This window comes from Psychrobacillus sp. MER TA 171 (assembly GCF_023713305.1).
Classification (GTDB): domain Bacteria; phylum Bacillota; class Bacilli; order Bacillales_A; family Planococcaceae; genus Psychrobacillus.
In genome coordinates, this window is record NZ_JAMAWN010000001.1 from 211,403 (window position 1) to 227,853 (window position 16,451).

The window sequence follows — 16,451 nt, forward strand, 5'->3', positions numbered from 1 at the left end:
GAAAGGAAGGCGTGTCTATGTATAAAATTGCAGTAGCAGGAACAGGATATGTAGGTTTAGTAGCAGGTGTATGTTTTGCAGAGGTAGGTCATCAAGTAACTTGTGTAGATATTGATCAAGCTAAAGTAGAACTTATGAAATCTGGTAAGTCTCCTATCTATGAAACAGGATTAGAAGAATTAATGCAAAAAAACTATGCTGCAGGTAGAATAAATTACTCTACTGATTATCGAGCAGCCTATAAAGATGCGGATGCAATATTTATAGGTGTCGGTACACCCGAACAGCCAGATGGTTCTGCAAACCTTTCCTATATAGCAACAGTAGCAAGACAAATCGCAGAGTCTATTGAAAAAGACTGCCTAGTAGTAGTTAAATCGACGGTGCCTGTTGGTACGAATGATAAAGTTGAACAGTTTATCCAAGACTTTCTAGTGAATGATGTTCGTGTAGAAGTAGCTTCTAATCCAGAGTTCTTAGCACAAGGCTCGGCTGTACATGATACGTTACATGCAGAACGAATTATCATTGGTACTGAAAGCAAATGGGCTGAAGAAGTTCTAAAGGACATATATAAACCATTTAATTTACCAATCGTATCTGTAAATAGAAGATCAGCAGAAATGATTAAATATGCTTCGAATGACTTCTTAGCACTTAAAATTTCGTATATGAATGATATTGCTAACCTTTGTGAACTGGTTGGAGCAGATATTCAAGATGTTGCAAAAGGGATGAGCTTTGATAGTCGTATAGGAAGCAAGTTTTTGAACGCTGGTATTGGCTATGGGGGATCTTGTTTCCCAAAAGATACAAAGGCTTTAGAGAATCTTGCAAAACAAAATGGTTATGATCTAAAAACCGTTTCTGCTGCAATTGATATTAATAAAGAACAAAAAACAAAGTTATACAAAAAGGCTAGCAAAAGACTTATTACTTTCAACGGTCTTAAAGTGGCAGTATTAGGCTTAACCTTTAAGCCAGGTACAGATGATTTAAGAGAAGCGGCTTCCTTAGAAAATATCCCTCTTCTATTAGAACAAGGTGCGGATATTTATGCTTTTGATCCCGTAGGTGCTGAAAACTTTGCTAAAGTTCATCCAGAAGGAAAAATTGGCAAAGGTACTATTACCTATGTATCGAATTTAGAGCATGCTTTAGCTGACGCCAATGTTTGCTTTATCTTTACGGAGTGGGGAGAAGTAAAAGCTGTTACTCCTGATAAATATAAAGAGTTGATGAGAACTCCTTTAGTCTATGACGGAAGAAATATTTACTCAGTAGAAGAAATGGAAGCAGCAGGCGTAGAATACTACTCTATTGGCAGAAAACCAGTAACTAGAGATGTATTAGAGCTACAAAAGGAGGCAAAAAGTAATGGGTTACCAACCACTAGACATAAATAAAACCTATCTGGTCACAGGAGCAGCAGGATTTATTGGATACTATCTATCTAAAAAGCTGTTAGATGAAGGGTGCCAAGTCATTGGTTTTGATAATATAAATGATTACTATGACGTCAACTTAAAATACGCTCGTCTAGAAAAGCTTGAACCATATGATAATTTTACTTTTATCAAAGGAGATCTTGCAGATAAGGACGCAGTTACTAACCTATTTGAAAAATATTCTCCTAATATAGTTGTTAACCTAGCAGCTCAAGCTGGGGTACGTTATTCAATAGAAAATCCAGATGTGTATATACAAAGCAATATCATTGGTTTCTATAATATATTAGAAGCTTGTCGCCATTACCCTGTAGATCACTTAGTATATGCTTCCTCTAGCTCTGTATATGGTGCCAATAAAAAGGTCCCATTTGAAGAAACAGATTTTGTGGACAATCCCTTGTCTCTTTATGCTTCTACGAAGAAGTCTAATGAGTTAATGGCACATACTTATAGTCATCTTTACAAAATTCCAGCTACAGGTCTTCGTTTCTTTACCGTATACGGACCTATGGGTCGTCCTGATATGGCATATTTTGGATTTACTAATAAGTTATTTGCGGGGGAGTCTATCCAAATTTTCAACAATGGAGACTTTGAAAATGATTTATACAGAGACTTTACATACGTTGACGATATTGTAGAAGGCATCGAACGTTTATTGAGCAATCCACCAACTAATGAAGGTGTCCAGCATGATGTATTCAATATAGGAAATAATAATCCAGAAAAATTAATGGTCTTTATCGAATCATTAGAAAAAGCATTAAGTAATGCAGCTGGAAAAGAAATAACCTTTGTTAAAGAATTTCAACCTTTAGTAGCTGGAGATGTACCTGCTACCTATGCTTCAACAGATCGCCTACAAGAAAAAGTAGACTTTAAACCTAAAACATCAATTCAAGAGGGTCTGCAGAAGTTCGCTGATTGGTATGTAAACTATTATCAAATTAATAAATAATAAGAAAGCAACTGAGAATTCTTCAGTTGCTTTTTTATTTGTCCTCAATTTTTATGATAGCATTAGCTTCTATATATTAAACCTTCAACTTCTCAATTTTTCATATTAAATAATAAGATTTATTAATAAAACAAAATATGGAATTATTATGTATAAATAGTATAATATGAGTGTAGGTTACACACAGTAATGCAAAATATTAATCAAATAAGAATTGGAGAATTATATGGATAGTAATTGGGTAATGGAGCAATCCAAAACAAGTCACCATAAGATGGCGATTTATCTTTTACCTTTAGTAGTTTTTCTAGGTTTTTTACATCCTGCACTTTTCATAATAGGAATTGTTATTTTTTTTCTTTTAACTTCCTTTAAGATGCTTAAATCTATGTTATTATGGGTGATTATATTAGGTGTTATTTCACTTGTCTTACCTTTCTTAGCTCCTATTATATTTATCATTATGATTGTTTTATTCTTTTTAAGAATTGGTTACGTGCTACAAAATTGGAGACCAATTTTAGCTGGAATTCTCTTATACGGAATGGCATTTATACTCATTTCCCGTTCATTTGATTTGTTTGATTCTAATCATGGAGAATTACTAGTAGATACTATTACTGAAGGTTTAGCTATGAGTGTTTTGAGTTACTTTTTGCTGAGACATTTACTTAAGTGGCTTTATGAATTTAATTATACTAGCTATGCAGCATTAGGTATCATGGGAAGTGCTCCTGTAATAATTATTACATTTGTTTTACCTTTTCTAAAATTACATATAGGTAGTGATTTTTTCACTACTGAAACACCTATTGAAACAAAACCTCTTGCTGGACAAGCAACAGTTACTGCCAGCGAGGTATATAGCTCGCGGACAATCGTTTCCGCAATACAAAATTATATGTACGTAGATGAACACATAAGGACAGCACCTGATGGAGATATTACAAATAATTTATCCTATAATGGACCGGATAAAACAGCTCCAAGTGACGATTTAGTTACTGTAAAATCACATTTAAAAACTAGCACTGATGCTGACTTAACAAATAACTTCTCCTATAGAGACCCTCTAATAGTAGAAGAAACGAGCATAAATACAAATTTAGAGACTTCTACAAAAGATAAGCTTATTGAAAATACACAAGTAACAATTACAGGTCAAGTAGCAATTGTTAGGTTAATAGATGTTTTAAAGAAGCAGCAAAATAAAAAAGAGGTATAAGAATATCTACTTCTGTTTAATCTCATAGAAATGTTAGACCACACTTTGGTTCTAGCCAATACTTATAATCCATAGTCATTAGAAACAGTCTGGAAAGTAGATAGAGTCTTAGTTTTAAAATTAACATGATAATAACAGGGGGAGTTTTTGATGGGTGTATTCCGTGGTGGTGGTAAAATTGCAACTACAGTTCTTGGGGGAGTAGCTAAAGGCGGGGTTATGCTAGTTAGCAAAGCAATATCTACGAAGAATGAAAAAGTAGGTCGCTATGTAGGAGAATTAGGCGACAGTGTTATTGAGGCATCCAAGTATGCGGTGGATTCTGTCGGGCAGTTTGCAGATGGCACCGTCCAAAGGGTTTATGGAATCGTCAAAAAGGATAGTTATCATAAACAACAAGGCTGGGGAGATATGAAGGATTCCACAAGTCGTACTATAAAAGGCATTGGATCAAGTTTGAAATACACGATTAAAAGCACGGGGATTACAATGAATGGCATTCGTAACAATGACAGACAAGAGATTCTCCGTGGAGTAGGGAACTTAGGGAAGGTTGTAGTAGTCAGCACTTTTGCCATTGGAGTTATCGATATTGTGGATGGATCAGACGTTGCACAAGCTGAAGCCTTAGAAACACGGAATGATCATTTACTAGGGTTAGAGCATCCCGAAACTGGGGTTAAATTCATAAACAGTACAATTGAATTGCCCACTGGGGAACTAACAGAAGGAACATTTCCTGTATTCGATTCTCCATTTAGTGTCCTATTAGTGGAAGAAATGTATTTAGAAAATGACAACACACATTTTTTAATTGCCAATGAAACTCTTTACCAAGCAATACAAGAGTCACCAAACGTGGCAAATGATTTGGGGTTGTCCCAATTGGATATACAAGCATTAGCTAATGGAATCACACCGGAAGGCTACGACTGGCACCACAATGAGCAGCCAGGAGTTCTCCAGCTTGTAAATGAAGAGACACATCAAAACACTGGTCACACAGGCGGTAGAGAAATCTGGGGTGGTGGGAGCGAATATCGTTAGTTAAAATAAACATTAAAGCAATTATGGAAGAGTCACTCTTAAGGGGGTGGCTCTTTTTTTTCAATTTTTGAGGCTTTATTTAAAAATAAAGGTATTTTTATAGTTATATAGAAATAAGTATATGTAACTATTTTAGTTGAGGGAGGAATACTATGATAAGTGGAAAGGTATTAAACGAGCAATTTATCGTCATGGCTAGATTTGGGTATAAACAGTTTGAATTGCATCAGGTTTTAATTAGACCAGAGGCTAGAATTATAAGAAAAGGTACAGCAATACCTGAGGATTTATCTAATAGAAAAGCTGATGCATTAATCGTTATGCAAAACCCTGGAAGTTGTCTGCCAAGAGAAGAGTTAAAAGATGGATGGCAGGAAAGTATTCCAGATAAAACTCAATACCAGCTTATGCGGTTGATGGAGCGGATGAATTGGGATGAACTAATTATAGTGAATCTATCCGATATGTGTGAGGGAGACTCCTTTGAATTCAAGCGATTGCTTAAAATATGTGAACTACAGAATCTTCCTAACTCGTGCTATGCCAATAACATCCAGGAATTTATAGAGATGACCAATCTAGTGGATCATGTGCTGTATGGATGGGGATCAAAACCTGAAGCTAAGAGACTTGCAATGGAGCATGGGTTTTTACCGATTGACGGTCTGAAGTTGAATGGAAAAGAACCAAAGGCATACTGGAACAAAGCAAGAGATTATCCAAGACATCCGTTCCCATATTTGCCTAATAAGTGTGAGGAGTGGATCGATGAAATGGCTGCTGTTTTAAAAGGTCTACCAGAAGTGAGTCTAGGAGAGGCTTAAACTTGTAGTGAAACAAAGGAGCAGTTGTTTTAATGGCGGATTAAACTGCTTCCTTTCGATTGGGTTTTAGTGCTGTCCACAAACCTTCTTATAAAATTGCACCCCTCACAAGCCATGCCAATTTGTTTATTTGTTTCCGGATCCACATAGTAAATCTCATCGAATCCACAAACTTCACATTCTTTAATATGCAATATCCGCCTAGGACCTAATTCCTTGTCTAGCTTGCCGTGAAAGTCAGATAACATCTTTTACACCCCATTTTGAAAATTCTTACACAAGTATATTTCGGTCAAATATTTATTTTATTAATAAAAATGTTTTAAAAAAAAGAAATTTTATAGGTTTTTAGTAACTATTTATAAATTGTTGAATTATATTATTTTTATTCCTAAATCTAACATTATAATGAGTTTAATGGTTATTAGGGGTAGGTATACGGAAAGTGTAATATCATATAATAAGCACCAATATTAAAGGGGGGATATATAGATGGATAAGAAATATCCGGAGTTAGATGAGTCGTTACTTGGGGCATTTGTAGGAGCTAGCAAATGGGAATATTATTCCCGCAAGTGGAATTAGGGGCTATCATGGAATTGGGCAGCTTTTTTCCTTTCGTTCTTTTGGTTAGGTTACCGGAAAATGTATGCGTATATTTTAATCATACTAGGTCTTTTTCTTTTATATGATCTGATCATTGTCTTGAGTGGGGTCGATTTTGGGGTAGATTCGACCATAGGAATTACAGTAGGGATCATCTGTGGTTTTTTAGGAAACTATTTATATTTGATGCATGCGAATAAGGAGATTAAGAGAGTCACGGAGCAGCAACATGGCAGCGAGGAATTCGTGCAGTCAGAGCTTCAACTGCGTGGGGGTACTAGCTGGCTTGGGGTGTTGGCTGCCTTTGGGTTGCTGATTGTTTATGGGGTTCTTGCTGGGATGATTTATGGGTTTGGGGGATAAATAGGAAGTCACTCACTTTAATGAGTGGCTTTTTTGTATTTAACTGAAAATTTTATAAATTCATTTAAATTATAGTGAAATTATGATAGCCTTTTTATATAGATAGATAGATAGATTGATAAGGAGGAAGACTATGAACGTTCAAACAGCAAAAGTCCATCATTTTCCGGAGGAGATTGTGCATTACGCGTGGGAGAAGGATCCGAAGCCGGTCCTGACGATTGAAAGTGGGGACACGGTCATATTTAAGACGAGAGAGGTAACGGACAACCAGTTTTCGATTGATTCTACTACTGAATCTATTGCTAGCTTAGATTGGGACAAGGTGTACCCGCTTGCAGGTCCAGTCGCCATTGAGGGGGCAGAGCCTGGAGATACGCTGGAGGTGGAAATTGTAAATCTCGAGACAGGAAGCTGGGGCTGGACGGCTATTTTGCCTGGACTAGGGTTGCTACCAGAGGAGTTTCCAGATGCGTATTTAAGAACCTTTGATTTGACCGATGGGGAGTTTATACATTTCCGCGAGGATATTAAAATTCCGATCGAGCCTTTTTTAGGGACGATGGGAGTGAGCCCTAAGGATGCTAGTGGTCAGCCGATTATGCCTCCAGGAACGTTTGGAGGGAATATGGACGTTCGCCAGCTGACGATTGGAACGAAGCTATATCTACCAGTGCAAGTGGCTGGGGCATTGTTTAGCTGCGGGGATGCCCATGCAGCTCAAGGAGACGGGGAGGTTTGTGTTTCCGCATTAGAGTGTCCGATGACCGCTACCTTAAAGTTCAACCTGATTAAAGGCAAAACGATTCCTTCGCCTCAGTTTTTAACGAGTGGTGAGCTTACTCCTAAGGTTAACCATAAGGGATTCTTCGGTACCACTGGCGTTGGTCCAGATTTGATGAAGGCTTCGCAGGATGCGCTTCGGGCGATGGTAGATCACATTTCAACTACATATGAAATGGAGCCAAAGGATGCCTATTTGTTGTCTAGTCTTTGCGTGGATTTAAAAATCTCAGAGATTGTAGACGCGGGACAATATATCGTAAGCGCTGTTTTGCCGCTGGCGGTGTTTGAGGATTAATGACCTCAGTTAATAGGTATTGAAATATAGATAGTAAAACCGTAGGGACGAGATACTTGTTCCCACGGTTTTTTTGAGTTTATGGGGATCATAATTTATTAGATTATCTGTTAATAAAAGTCATTCTTAACGAATACATTATAGGAAGGAAGTAGCTTTGGTAATTTCCTCAATCTTATAAAAGGGGGACAAGCGTTGAAGAAGAATATCATGTTGGCCATTATTACGGTTTTTGTCTTGAGTATACTAGCAGGCTGCGGGTCTGGAGAAGGTAAAGTGCTAGAGCGTATGGAGAAAAAGAAGGTACTGAATGTTGCTTTTGAGGGAACGTATCCACCGTTTAACTATTTAGATGATCAAGGTGAATTAACTGGCTTTGATGTAGATATTTCCAACGAGCTAGCGAAAAGATTAGGCGTGAAGGCCAATTTTATCACTTCTAAGTGGGAGGGTTTGATAGGTGGTCTGAAGGCAGATAAGTTCGATATTATTATCGGGCAGATGACTGTGACAGAGGAAAGGAAAAAAAGTGTAGATTTCACGGATCCGTATGTTATTACAGGCTCGGTGTTAATCACTCGTGAGGAAACGAATGATATTAGCAAGCTCGAAGATATCAAGGGTAAAAAAGTTGGTGTTGGCGGAGGAACTACCTTTGAGGAAATCGCAAAGAGTGTAGATGGTGCGGATGTGAAGCTATATAAGGCATTTACGGATTATTTAGAGGATCTGAAAAATGAACGATTAGATGTCATCATTAATGACCAGCTGTTAATGAGCTATAACATAAAAGAAAATAAGCTGCCAATCAAGGTTGCAAGCGAGATTCTAAAGGTGGACGAGGTTGGGATGGCAGTGAACAAAGGGAACGAGGATTTTATCGAAAAGGTCAATGAGGCTTTACGTGACATGAAAGAGGATGGGACGTATAACGAGATTTATAAAAAGTGGTTTGGCTCAGATCCTGTGGAGCAATAAAACGATGGGAGGAAATAACACTTGCATATTGTAGTTTTAGGTACGGGAATGATTGGGACGACCGTCGTGAGCGAGCTTGCTAAATTCTCAGAAATAGATGTCATTACCGCGGTGGATGTTAGACAGGAAAGTATTGATAAATGCTTAGAAATCGCTAATAGTCCCAAAGTGACTGGCAGGGTTGCCTCCTTAGAGACTATGGAGGATATCGCGAAGGTGTTGACAGGTGGGGATGTTGCGGTTGCCTGTCTGCCACATTCCTTAAGTCTAGTTGCTATACAAGCAGCAATAGAGTCTAGCTGTCATTTGGTAGATTTAGTTGGGTCTTTATTCCAAGAGAAAATAGAATTACAGGAAGCGGCGAGAAATGCAGGGGTGATCATCGTGCCAGGCTGTGGTGTAGCTCCCGGAATAACGAACTTTTTGGCAGCCCAAGGGATCGAGATGCTAGACGAAGCAGAGGAAGCGATCATGATTTGTGGAGGGATTCCGAGACATCCCGTTCCACCTCTATGGTATCAGGTCGTTTTTCGCTTAGAGAGTGTGCTAGGCCTCTACACAAAACCTGCTATTGCGGTTGAAAACGGACAGCTTGTGGAATTAGCTCCTTTGTCTGGTTTAGAAAAGATGACGTTCCCCCAGCCCGTTGGGGACTGTGAGGCAGTGATTACGGATGCGCATAGCACGGCTTTTATATTGAAGGACAAGGTGAAAAACCTATACGAAAAAACAGTTAGGTATCCTGGGCATTGGGACAAGATGAACGTTTTGAGGGAGCTAGGGTTTCTAGACAATAAACCTATAACAGTCGCAGGAGTTATTACAACTCCTCGAGCAGTTGCAGAACAGATTTTAGCGCCTAAAATGGTTGGTGCCTCCCATGAGGATATAACGGTGCTAAGAGTCGAGGTTAGTGGAATGAAGGAAGGCAAAGCGACTAAATTTACATGGGAAATGGTTGATGTCTACGATCAGGAACGAAACATTACGTCCATGGCTAAAACAACTGCCCTTCCTGCAGCAATTCTAGCGAAATGGATTGCATCTGGAAGGATTGAAGAGACAGGGGTTGTACCGGTAGAGAGCCTTATTGTTAGGGAGAGATTCGACCCGTTTATGAAGGAACTACAGAATTTAGGAATTCATATAGGTTTTAAAGAAGAGGCTGTAATCTAATCCTATCATTTGTCGGAAGGAGGTCGATCTATGGATGTTACGATAATTATTGATTCCCTGCCATCCCTACTGAAGGCAACGCTCATGACTATCTTTTTGGCAGCCATATCCATTATCATAGCGCTCATTATTGGATTTTTCGCCGCAATCATTAGAATTCTAAAAGTAAAGGTTTTAAACGGCATTGCCACAGGCTATGTTTCTATAATTCGTGGAACTCCTTTACTTGTTCAAATATTCGTTATTTACTATGGCTTACCTCAGATCGGTATTTCATTAGATCCCATATCGTCGGGGATCGTAGCATTGAGCTTAAACGCTGGCGCTTATCTATCAGAGTCATTTAGAGCTTCCATTCTTGCAGTGGACAATGGCCAAATGGAAGCTTCATTATCCATGGGAATGACGTATTCACAGGCGTTAAGGAGAATTATTCTCCCGCAAAGTCTTCGCATATCTATTCCTACGTTATCAAACACATTTATCGTACTTATAAAAGATACCTCGTTGGTCTCAGTTATTACCGTTACGGAACTATTGCAAATGTCGAGCTTAATCATTGCCAAAACATTCGAGCCACTTACCATCTATTTAATAGCTGCAGCTATCTATTGGGTATTAATAACCTTCTTCACTACTATTTTAGATAAATTAGAAGTTCGTACATCCAAATACTTGGTCCGATAAATACGAATGATAGGGGATGGCTATGAGTATCATTCAGGTTAATCAATTAAAAAAAAGCTTTGGAACAAATGAAGTATTAAAAGGTATCGATTTGACGGTTGAGAAAAGCGAAGTAGTTGTCATTATGGGCCCTAGCGGTTCAGGCAAATCCACGTTATTGCGCTGTTTAAATTTCTTAGAGGAGCCAACGGAGGGTGTCATTCGCATTGGTGATTTCCAGGTAGATACCGGTGGCAAGTCAAATCGTAGACGTAAAAAAGAAATAAGAGAGCTACGAAAGAAAACTGGATTCGTCTTTCAATCGTTCAATCTGTTTCCGCATAAAACAGCCATCGAAAATGTGATGGAGGGACCAATCGTCATACATGGGACCAAGCTAGAAGAGGCAAGAATAGTAGCGAAGGCACTTCTTACAAAGGTAGGGCTAGGGGACAGATGTGATTATTACCCAGCGCAGTTGTCAGGCGGTCAGCAGCAAAGAGTAGCCATCGCACGCTCATTGGCATTAAACCCAATGGTCATGCTCTATGACGAGCCGACCTCTGCATTAGACCCAGAGCTTGTAAAAGAAGTGCTCCAGGTGATCAAGGACCTGGCGCGTGAAGGAATGACGATGATTATCGTGACTCATGAAATGAGCTTTGCCAAAGACGTAGCGGACCGTGTCATTTTCATGGACAAGGGTGTAATCGTGGAAGAGGGAACATCAGAGGAAATCTTTCTTCAACCGAAGGAAGAGAGGACTAGACAGTTTTTGTCGATCGTGGAGTAGTTTGGTTTTGTGTGCGTCCCTGTGTCACAAACAATTCACTACAATTTGTGTGTGCGTCCCTGTGTCAGACACAATTCACTACAATTTAGAAGGTATGCCTGTGTCAGTAGCGTTTGGAGGCTGACACAGGTATTTTTGTTTGTAGGTTTGTCCCTGTATAAGACACAATTTACTACAATTCGTCGGGTTACCGTGTGTGTCCCTGTCAGACAAAATCCTCTACAAATTTACCGTTTTCTACTTTAGTACTAGGCAATAAAAATGGAAAACGTCTTGACTAAAGAAATATTCTTAATTACTATTAATATAATAATCAGAATATATTATTATTTCGTAATATTATGTCTAATTATAGCGAGTAGGAGGTCTACATGAAAAATACAGTAGTAGAAGAGAATGTTTTACTTAAAGAAGCGCTTGAGATTAAGGAGAATTTAATACAGTGGCGCAGACATCTTCACGTGAATCCTGAACTATCATTTGAAGAATATGAAACCTCCAAGTTTGTTTTAGAAAATTTAAAGGATCTTGGTTTTGAAATTCAAGCACCGGTTGCCAAAACTGGAATTGTGGCTCTTCTAAGAGGCACTGAGCCAGGTCCGACAGTTGCATTAAGGGCAGATATGGACGCTCTTCCTATACAGGATGAGAAGTCGGTTTCATACGCATCATCGGTTCCAGGTGTTGCACATTTATGCGGACATGATGCCCATACTTCGATGCTGCTGGGGGCAGCTAAAATACTAAGTAAGCATAGACCGACAAAGGGAAATATCAAGTTGATATTTCAGCCAGCAGAGGAAGGGCTAGCAGGGGCCTTACATATGGTTCAGGAAGGGGTTCTTCAAAATCCCGATGTGGATGTTATTGCCGGTTTGCATGTACATCCTACAGCACATACAGGGTTTATAACGGTTGCGAAAGATGTCGCAATGGCATGTGCGGATTCTTTTGATATCGAAGTGATCGGAGAGGGGGGACATGCGGCTCATCCACATATGTCTATCGACTCGATAACAGTAGCAGCGGAAGTAATATCTTCCTTACAGCAAATTGTAAGTCGGTCGATTGACCCTCTAAAGCCAGCCGTTTTGACAATAGGAAAAATTGAAGGTGGCTTTAAGCGAAATGTTATCGCACCGTCCGTTCGACTAGAAGGAACGGTTAGAGTGCTAGATCCTTCGCTGCGTGAGGTCATTTCCAAAAGAATGGAGCAATATATTAAAGGCGTTTGCGAAGGGATGGGGGCTACTTATAAGTTCGATTATCAATTTGGCTATCCTTCCGTGAAAAATGATAATCGATTGATTCCATTATTAGATGCAGTCTCTGAAAAAATATTGGGAGCCAATACTTTATCGATTATTAATCCGAGCATGGGAGGAGAGGATTTTGCTTACTATGCGGAAAAGGTGCCTGGGATCTTCTTCCGATTAGGTACTTACAATGAAACGAAGGATTGCATCTATCCCAATCACCATCCTAAATTCGATATTGATGAAGATGCGCTGCCGTATGGCTCGGCTTTATTGGCCCAGTTCGCTCTTGATTACATAGAGAGTAATACGAACGAATAATAAGTATAGGTTCAATGAAATTATATATATAAAGGGGAATGACTATGAAGAAATGGGTAGGATTAGCAAGTTCTGTACTTTTGACAGTAGGATTGCTAGTAGCTTGTAGTGGAGATGATTCTTCTACTTCTACTTCTACGACTAAAAAAGAGGATGACAGGACATTGACGATTGCAATGGGAACGGACATGGTAACATTTGATGTTCATAACCATGTTAATACTTCTACAGAAGCGATTCACGTGAATATGTTTAACTATTTGTTTAAACGAGACAATGAAACTGGTGAGATTTTACCAGACTTAGCAGAGGGTTATGAAAAAATTGACGATAAGACGTGGGAAGTGAAATTAAAAGAAGGAGTTAAGTTCCATAACGGAGAGGCATTAGATTCGGAGGATGTTAAATTCTCACTTGAACGTGTTGCGCATGATTCCACACTGCTTGATCACATTAACTATAACTCTATTAAAGAGGTACAAGTTGTGGATGAGTTAACGTTACGTATCGTTACAAATGAGCCAGACCCGGCTCTATTAAATAGAATTTCAAGGATTGCTTCTAGTATCCTTCCTTCTGAATATATTGAAGAAAACGGAATGGATCACTTCTTGGAAAATCCAGTTGGGACAGGACCATTTAAATTTTCTAAGTGGGTACGTGACGATCGTATCGTGCTAGAAGTCTATGATGATTATTTTGACGGTAAAAATGAGGAATGGGACGAAGTGGTATTCCGTGTCATCCCAGAAAACTCTACACGTGTTTCTGAGCTCCTAACAGGTGGAGTTGATATTGCGACAAACATGCCACCAAGTGAGTGGAAACGTATTGATGACAACGATGGAACGCATTTATCGCAAGGTACTTCTAACCGAACTATGATGATATTTGTCCGTTCAACAGAAGGATATCCAACTTCGGATCCTAGAGTTAGAAAAGCTTTGGACTTGGCTATTGATAACAAGGCAATAACGGATAACCTGTTAAATGGAGCAGGTATACCAACAATCACTCGTGTCGCACCAGGAAACTTTGGTTTTGCAGAGGATCTTTATGACACGTATAACTATGACGTGGAAGAAGCAAAGAAATTATTGGCTGAAGCAGGCTATCCAGATGGATTTGAGATGACATTCCATTCTCCAAAAGGGCGTTATTTACAAGATGCTGAAATAGCGGAGATGGTTGCTGGCATGTGGACTGCAATTGGAGTAAAAGCAAATGTTGAATTCATGGAGTGGAGCAGCTTCGTTGAACTTCGTAATTCAGGCAAAAACAAGGATGCTTATTTACTAGCTTTAGGTAACTCGATGTTTGATGCGGCAAATGCATTAGATTGGTATAACTACGAAAGATTCAAAGGTCAAATTGATTATCATAATGAAGAAGTAGAAGAGTTATTGGCAGCTGCTGCTCAAAATATGGACCCAGAAGAAAGAGCAGAGCAATATATTAAAGCACAGCATTTATTAGCGGAAGACACGGCTCATATTGTATTACACCAGGAATCTATTAACGTAGGGGTAAGTGATGCAATTGATTATACTCCGACAATGGATGAAATCATTTACGTGGATTCTATTAATAAAAAGTAGATTCTGTTAACGGTAGGGAGAGCTTGCTCTTCCTTCCTTTACTATTAGGTAGAAAATTTAGTAGGTTTGTTCAAGTTAATAGATGATTGTAGCGGAAGGTGACGACTCCAGCGGGATGAGTAATGGCTTATCACTCACCCCGCGGAAAGCGTCCGCCTGAAGCGAAAATCCATTCTACTTTCTTATTTTAAAAAGATATCCTATAGGAACAGGATTATGAAATTAATTCATTCTACAAATTCATTTCAAAATATGTGTGAGGTGACAATTGATGAACAATTACTTCGTTAGGCGAATACTACAAATAATACCCGTATTATTAATCATTTCATTTATTGTCTTTTCACTAGTCTTTATAGCAGGAGATCCCGTGGCATTAATGCTACCTGATGACGCCTCTCAGGAAGATGTCGAGCTATTAAGAGAATCCTTAGGCTTAAATGAATCCTTTATCGTTCAATACACTACATACCTAATGAACCTTGTACAAGGTGATTTTGGAGAATCGTATCGTTATGGGCAGGATGCGATGTCCATCGTCTTAGAGCGTCTCCCTGCAACACTTGAACTAGGTATTGCAGCACTTCTAATAGCAATTGTTGTATCGATCCCACTTGGTATTTGGTCTGCTACCAAACAAAACTCTAGTCTAGATTTAGTGGCGACAGGCGCTGCTGTAATAGGAAAAGCGATGCCGAACTTTTGGCTAGGAATCATGTTAATTTTATTATTTTCCGTTACGTTAAGCTTCTTCCCGGTTTCCGGAAGAGGAACGCTTATGCATTTGGTTCTCCCTTCTGTCACTCTGGCTACTGGTATAGCAGCGGAAATGACGAGACTCATCCGGTCTAGCATGATTGAAACCTTAAATCAGGATTACGTACGCACAGCAAAGAGTAAAGGTTTAAAGGATAGAATCGTAGTTTATAAGCATGCGTTCCGAAACTCCCTTATTCCGGTTATCACAATCACTGCACTACAAACCTCTACTTTGGTTGGTGGCACATTGATCACTGAAACCGTCTTTTCATGGCCAGGTTTAGGGCAACTATTAATACAGGCCGTAAATACACGTGATATGGCGATTGTTCAAGCCAGTGTATTTGTCATCGCAACACTCGTCATTCTTATGAATCTAGTAGCAGATATTCTTTACCGACTATTAGATCCACGGATTAAATATAGCTAGGGGGGAAGTTAAGTTGACCCAATCACAGACAATAAGCATGACACAAAACAAACCCTCTTCTTTTAAAAGGTGGAGTAGATTACTACTTAGAAGTAAGACAGGTACAGTAGGATTTTTTATCGTATTATTTGTTTTCTTAGTGGCCATTTTTGCGCCATTCCTAGCACCACATGATCCCGCTGCTATAAATGCGGCAAATATGCTCAAGCCTCCTTTCTGGATGGAAGGTGGTAGTACCGCAAATCTATTGGGAACGGATAATCTTGGGAGAGATATTCTTAGTCGAATTATTTATGGTTCTCAAATTTCCTTATTAGTAGGTATTACATCTGTAGTTGTTGCCGGAATCATCGGTGTGACGATTGGCTTGATCGCAGGGTATTACGGAGGTTTTATAGACAATTTGCTCATGCGCCTTGTAGATTCCTTCCTTGCCATCCCGACTATTCTTTTTGCGCTAGTAATACTTAGTGTTTTTGGCCCTAGTGTGATTACGCTTATTTTCGTTCTCGGTGCTACGAACTGGGTAAACTATGCACGGCTTGTTCGCGGCGAAGTGTTAACTATAAAGGAACGTGACTTTGTAAGAGCTGCTCGTTCCATTGGAGTGAAAAACCATAAGATAATTACTCGTCATTTATTGCCAAATGTAATTTCCTCTTTTATCGTAATTTCCACGTTAAGTGTGGCAACCACGATCATTCTAGAAGCGTCACTTAGCTTTTTGGGACTTGGTGTTCAACCACCGACTGTTTCATGGGGATCTATTTTGAGTGATGGAAGAGATTATTTAGCGACTAGCTGGTGGCTGGCAACTTTTCCTGGTCTAGCCATAACAATAACAGTGCTTGGAATCATATTCTTGGGTGATTGGTTAAGAGATGTTCTTGATCCACGCTCTATCAAAAAATAATCTAAA

The 16,451-nt window shown here is 39.1% G+C and carries 15 protein-coding genes and 1 pseudogene; 15 read left to right on the forward strand and 1 reads right to left on the reverse strand.

Going from position 1 to position 16,451, the window contains the following annotated elements; all coding sequences use genetic code 11:
• Positions 1-17: 17 nt before the first annotated feature.
• The 5 genes from M3627_RS00950 to M3627_RS00970 all read left to right on the forward strand — a co-directional run bounded on the left by M3627_RS00950 (position 18) and on the right by M3627_RS00970 (position 5,505).
• A complete protein-coding gene (locus M3627_RS00950) occupies positions 18-1,406 on the forward strand; it encodes a UDP-glucose dehydrogenase family protein (protein WP_251552615.1) in 1,389 nt (462 codons plus the stop codon).
• Entirely contained in the window at positions 1,378-2,409 is a 1,032-nt protein-coding gene (locus tag M3627_RS00955) for a GDP-mannose 4,6-dehydratase (protein WP_251552616.1), read from the forward strand. The genes M3627_RS00950 and M3627_RS00955 overlap by 29 nt, the downstream gene beginning before the upstream one ends.
• A 226-nt stretch (positions 2,410-2,635) precedes the next feature.
• Positions 2,636-3,634: a hypothetical protein gene (locus M3627_RS00960; RefSeq protein WP_251552617.1), complete on the forward strand. Its 999-nt coding sequence runs from the start codon at positions 2,636-2,638 to the stop codon at positions 3,632-3,634.
• 150 nt (positions 3,635-3,784) lie between these two features.
• On the forward strand, positions 3,785-4,681 hold the full coding sequence (locus M3627_RS00965; protein WP_251552618.1) for an HNH endonuclease: 897 nt from the start codon (positions 3,785-3,787) through the stop codon (positions 4,679-4,681).
• Between the two features lie 152 nt (positions 4,682-4,833).
• A complete protein-coding gene (locus M3627_RS00970; protein WP_251552619.1) occupies positions 4,834-5,505 on the forward strand; it encodes a DUF1643 domain-containing protein in 672 nt (223 codons plus the stop codon).
• A gap of 29 nt (positions 5,506-5,534) precedes the next feature.
• On the opposite strand, the gene M3627_RS00975 is transcribed toward M3627_RS00970, so the two are convergent.
• Positions 5,535-5,753, reverse strand: coding sequence for an acyltransferase (locus M3627_RS00975; protein ID WP_251552620.1), 219 nt, complete (start codon positions 5,751-5,753; stop codon positions 5,535-5,537).
• 352 nt (positions 5,754-6,105) lie between these two features.
• Between M3627_RS00975 and M3627_RS00980 the strand changes: the two are divergent.
• The 10 genes and pseudogenes from M3627_RS00980 to M3627_RS01025 all read left to right on the forward strand — a co-directional run.
• Positions 6,106-6,474: pseudogene (locus M3627_RS00980) on the forward strand (DUF2628 domain-containing protein); the annotation flags it as partial.
• A 133-nt stretch (positions 6,475-6,607) separates the two neighbouring features.
• Complete coding sequence (locus tag M3627_RS00985; RefSeq protein WP_251552623.1) at positions 6,608-7,555, forward strand: acetamidase/formamidase family protein; 948 nt, start codon at positions 6,608-6,610, stop codon at positions 7,553-7,555.
• 195 nt (positions 7,556-7,750) lie between these two features.
• Positions 7,751-8,533, forward strand: coding sequence for a transporter substrate-binding domain-containing protein (locus M3627_RS00990; RefSeq protein ID WP_251552625.1), 783 nt, complete (start codon positions 7,751-7,753; stop codon positions 8,531-8,533).
• A 21-nt stretch (positions 8,534-8,554) separates the two neighbouring features.
• Positions 8,555-9,709 (forward strand): saccharopine dehydrogenase family protein, encoded by a 1,155-nt coding sequence (locus M3627_RS00995; RefSeq protein ID WP_251552626.1) that lies wholly within the window; start codon positions 8,555-8,557, stop codon positions 9,707-9,709.
• A gap of 30 nt (positions 9,710-9,739) precedes the next feature.
• Positions 9,740-10,396, forward strand: coding sequence for an amino acid ABC transporter permease (locus M3627_RS01000; RefSeq protein WP_251552627.1), 657 nt, complete (start codon positions 9,740-9,742; stop codon positions 10,394-10,396).
• A gap of 22 nt (positions 10,397-10,418) precedes the next feature.
• The gene (locus M3627_RS01005) at positions 10,419-11,168 is read left to right on the forward strand and encodes an amino acid ABC transporter ATP-binding protein (protein WP_285841605.1); all 750 of its coding nucleotides are present in this window, start codon (positions 10,419-10,421) and stop codon (positions 11,166-11,168) included.
• A gap of 371 nt (positions 11,169-11,539) precedes the next feature.
• On the forward strand, positions 11,540-12,745 hold the full coding sequence (locus tag M3627_RS01010) for a M20 metallopeptidase family protein (RefSeq protein ID WP_251552628.1): 1,206 nt from the start codon (positions 11,540-11,542) through the stop codon (positions 12,743-12,745).
• Between the two features lie 44 nt (positions 12,746-12,789).
• Positions 12,790-14,343: an ABC transporter substrate-binding protein gene (locus M3627_RS01015; protein WP_251552629.1), complete on the forward strand. Its 1,554-nt coding sequence runs from the start codon at positions 12,790-12,792 to the stop codon at positions 14,341-14,343.
• Positions 14,344-14,614: 271 nt separating this feature from the next.
• On the forward strand, positions 14,615-15,532 hold the full coding sequence (locus M3627_RS01020) for an ABC transporter permease (protein ID WP_251552631.1): 918 nt from the start codon (positions 14,615-14,617) through the stop codon (positions 15,530-15,532).
• 37 nt (positions 15,533-15,569) lie between these two features.
• Positions 15,570-16,445: an ABC transporter permease gene (locus tag M3627_RS01025; protein WP_251552814.1), complete on the forward strand. Its 876-nt coding sequence runs from the start codon at positions 15,570-15,572 to the stop codon at positions 16,443-16,445.
• Positions 16,446-16,451: the final 6 nt, after the last annotated feature.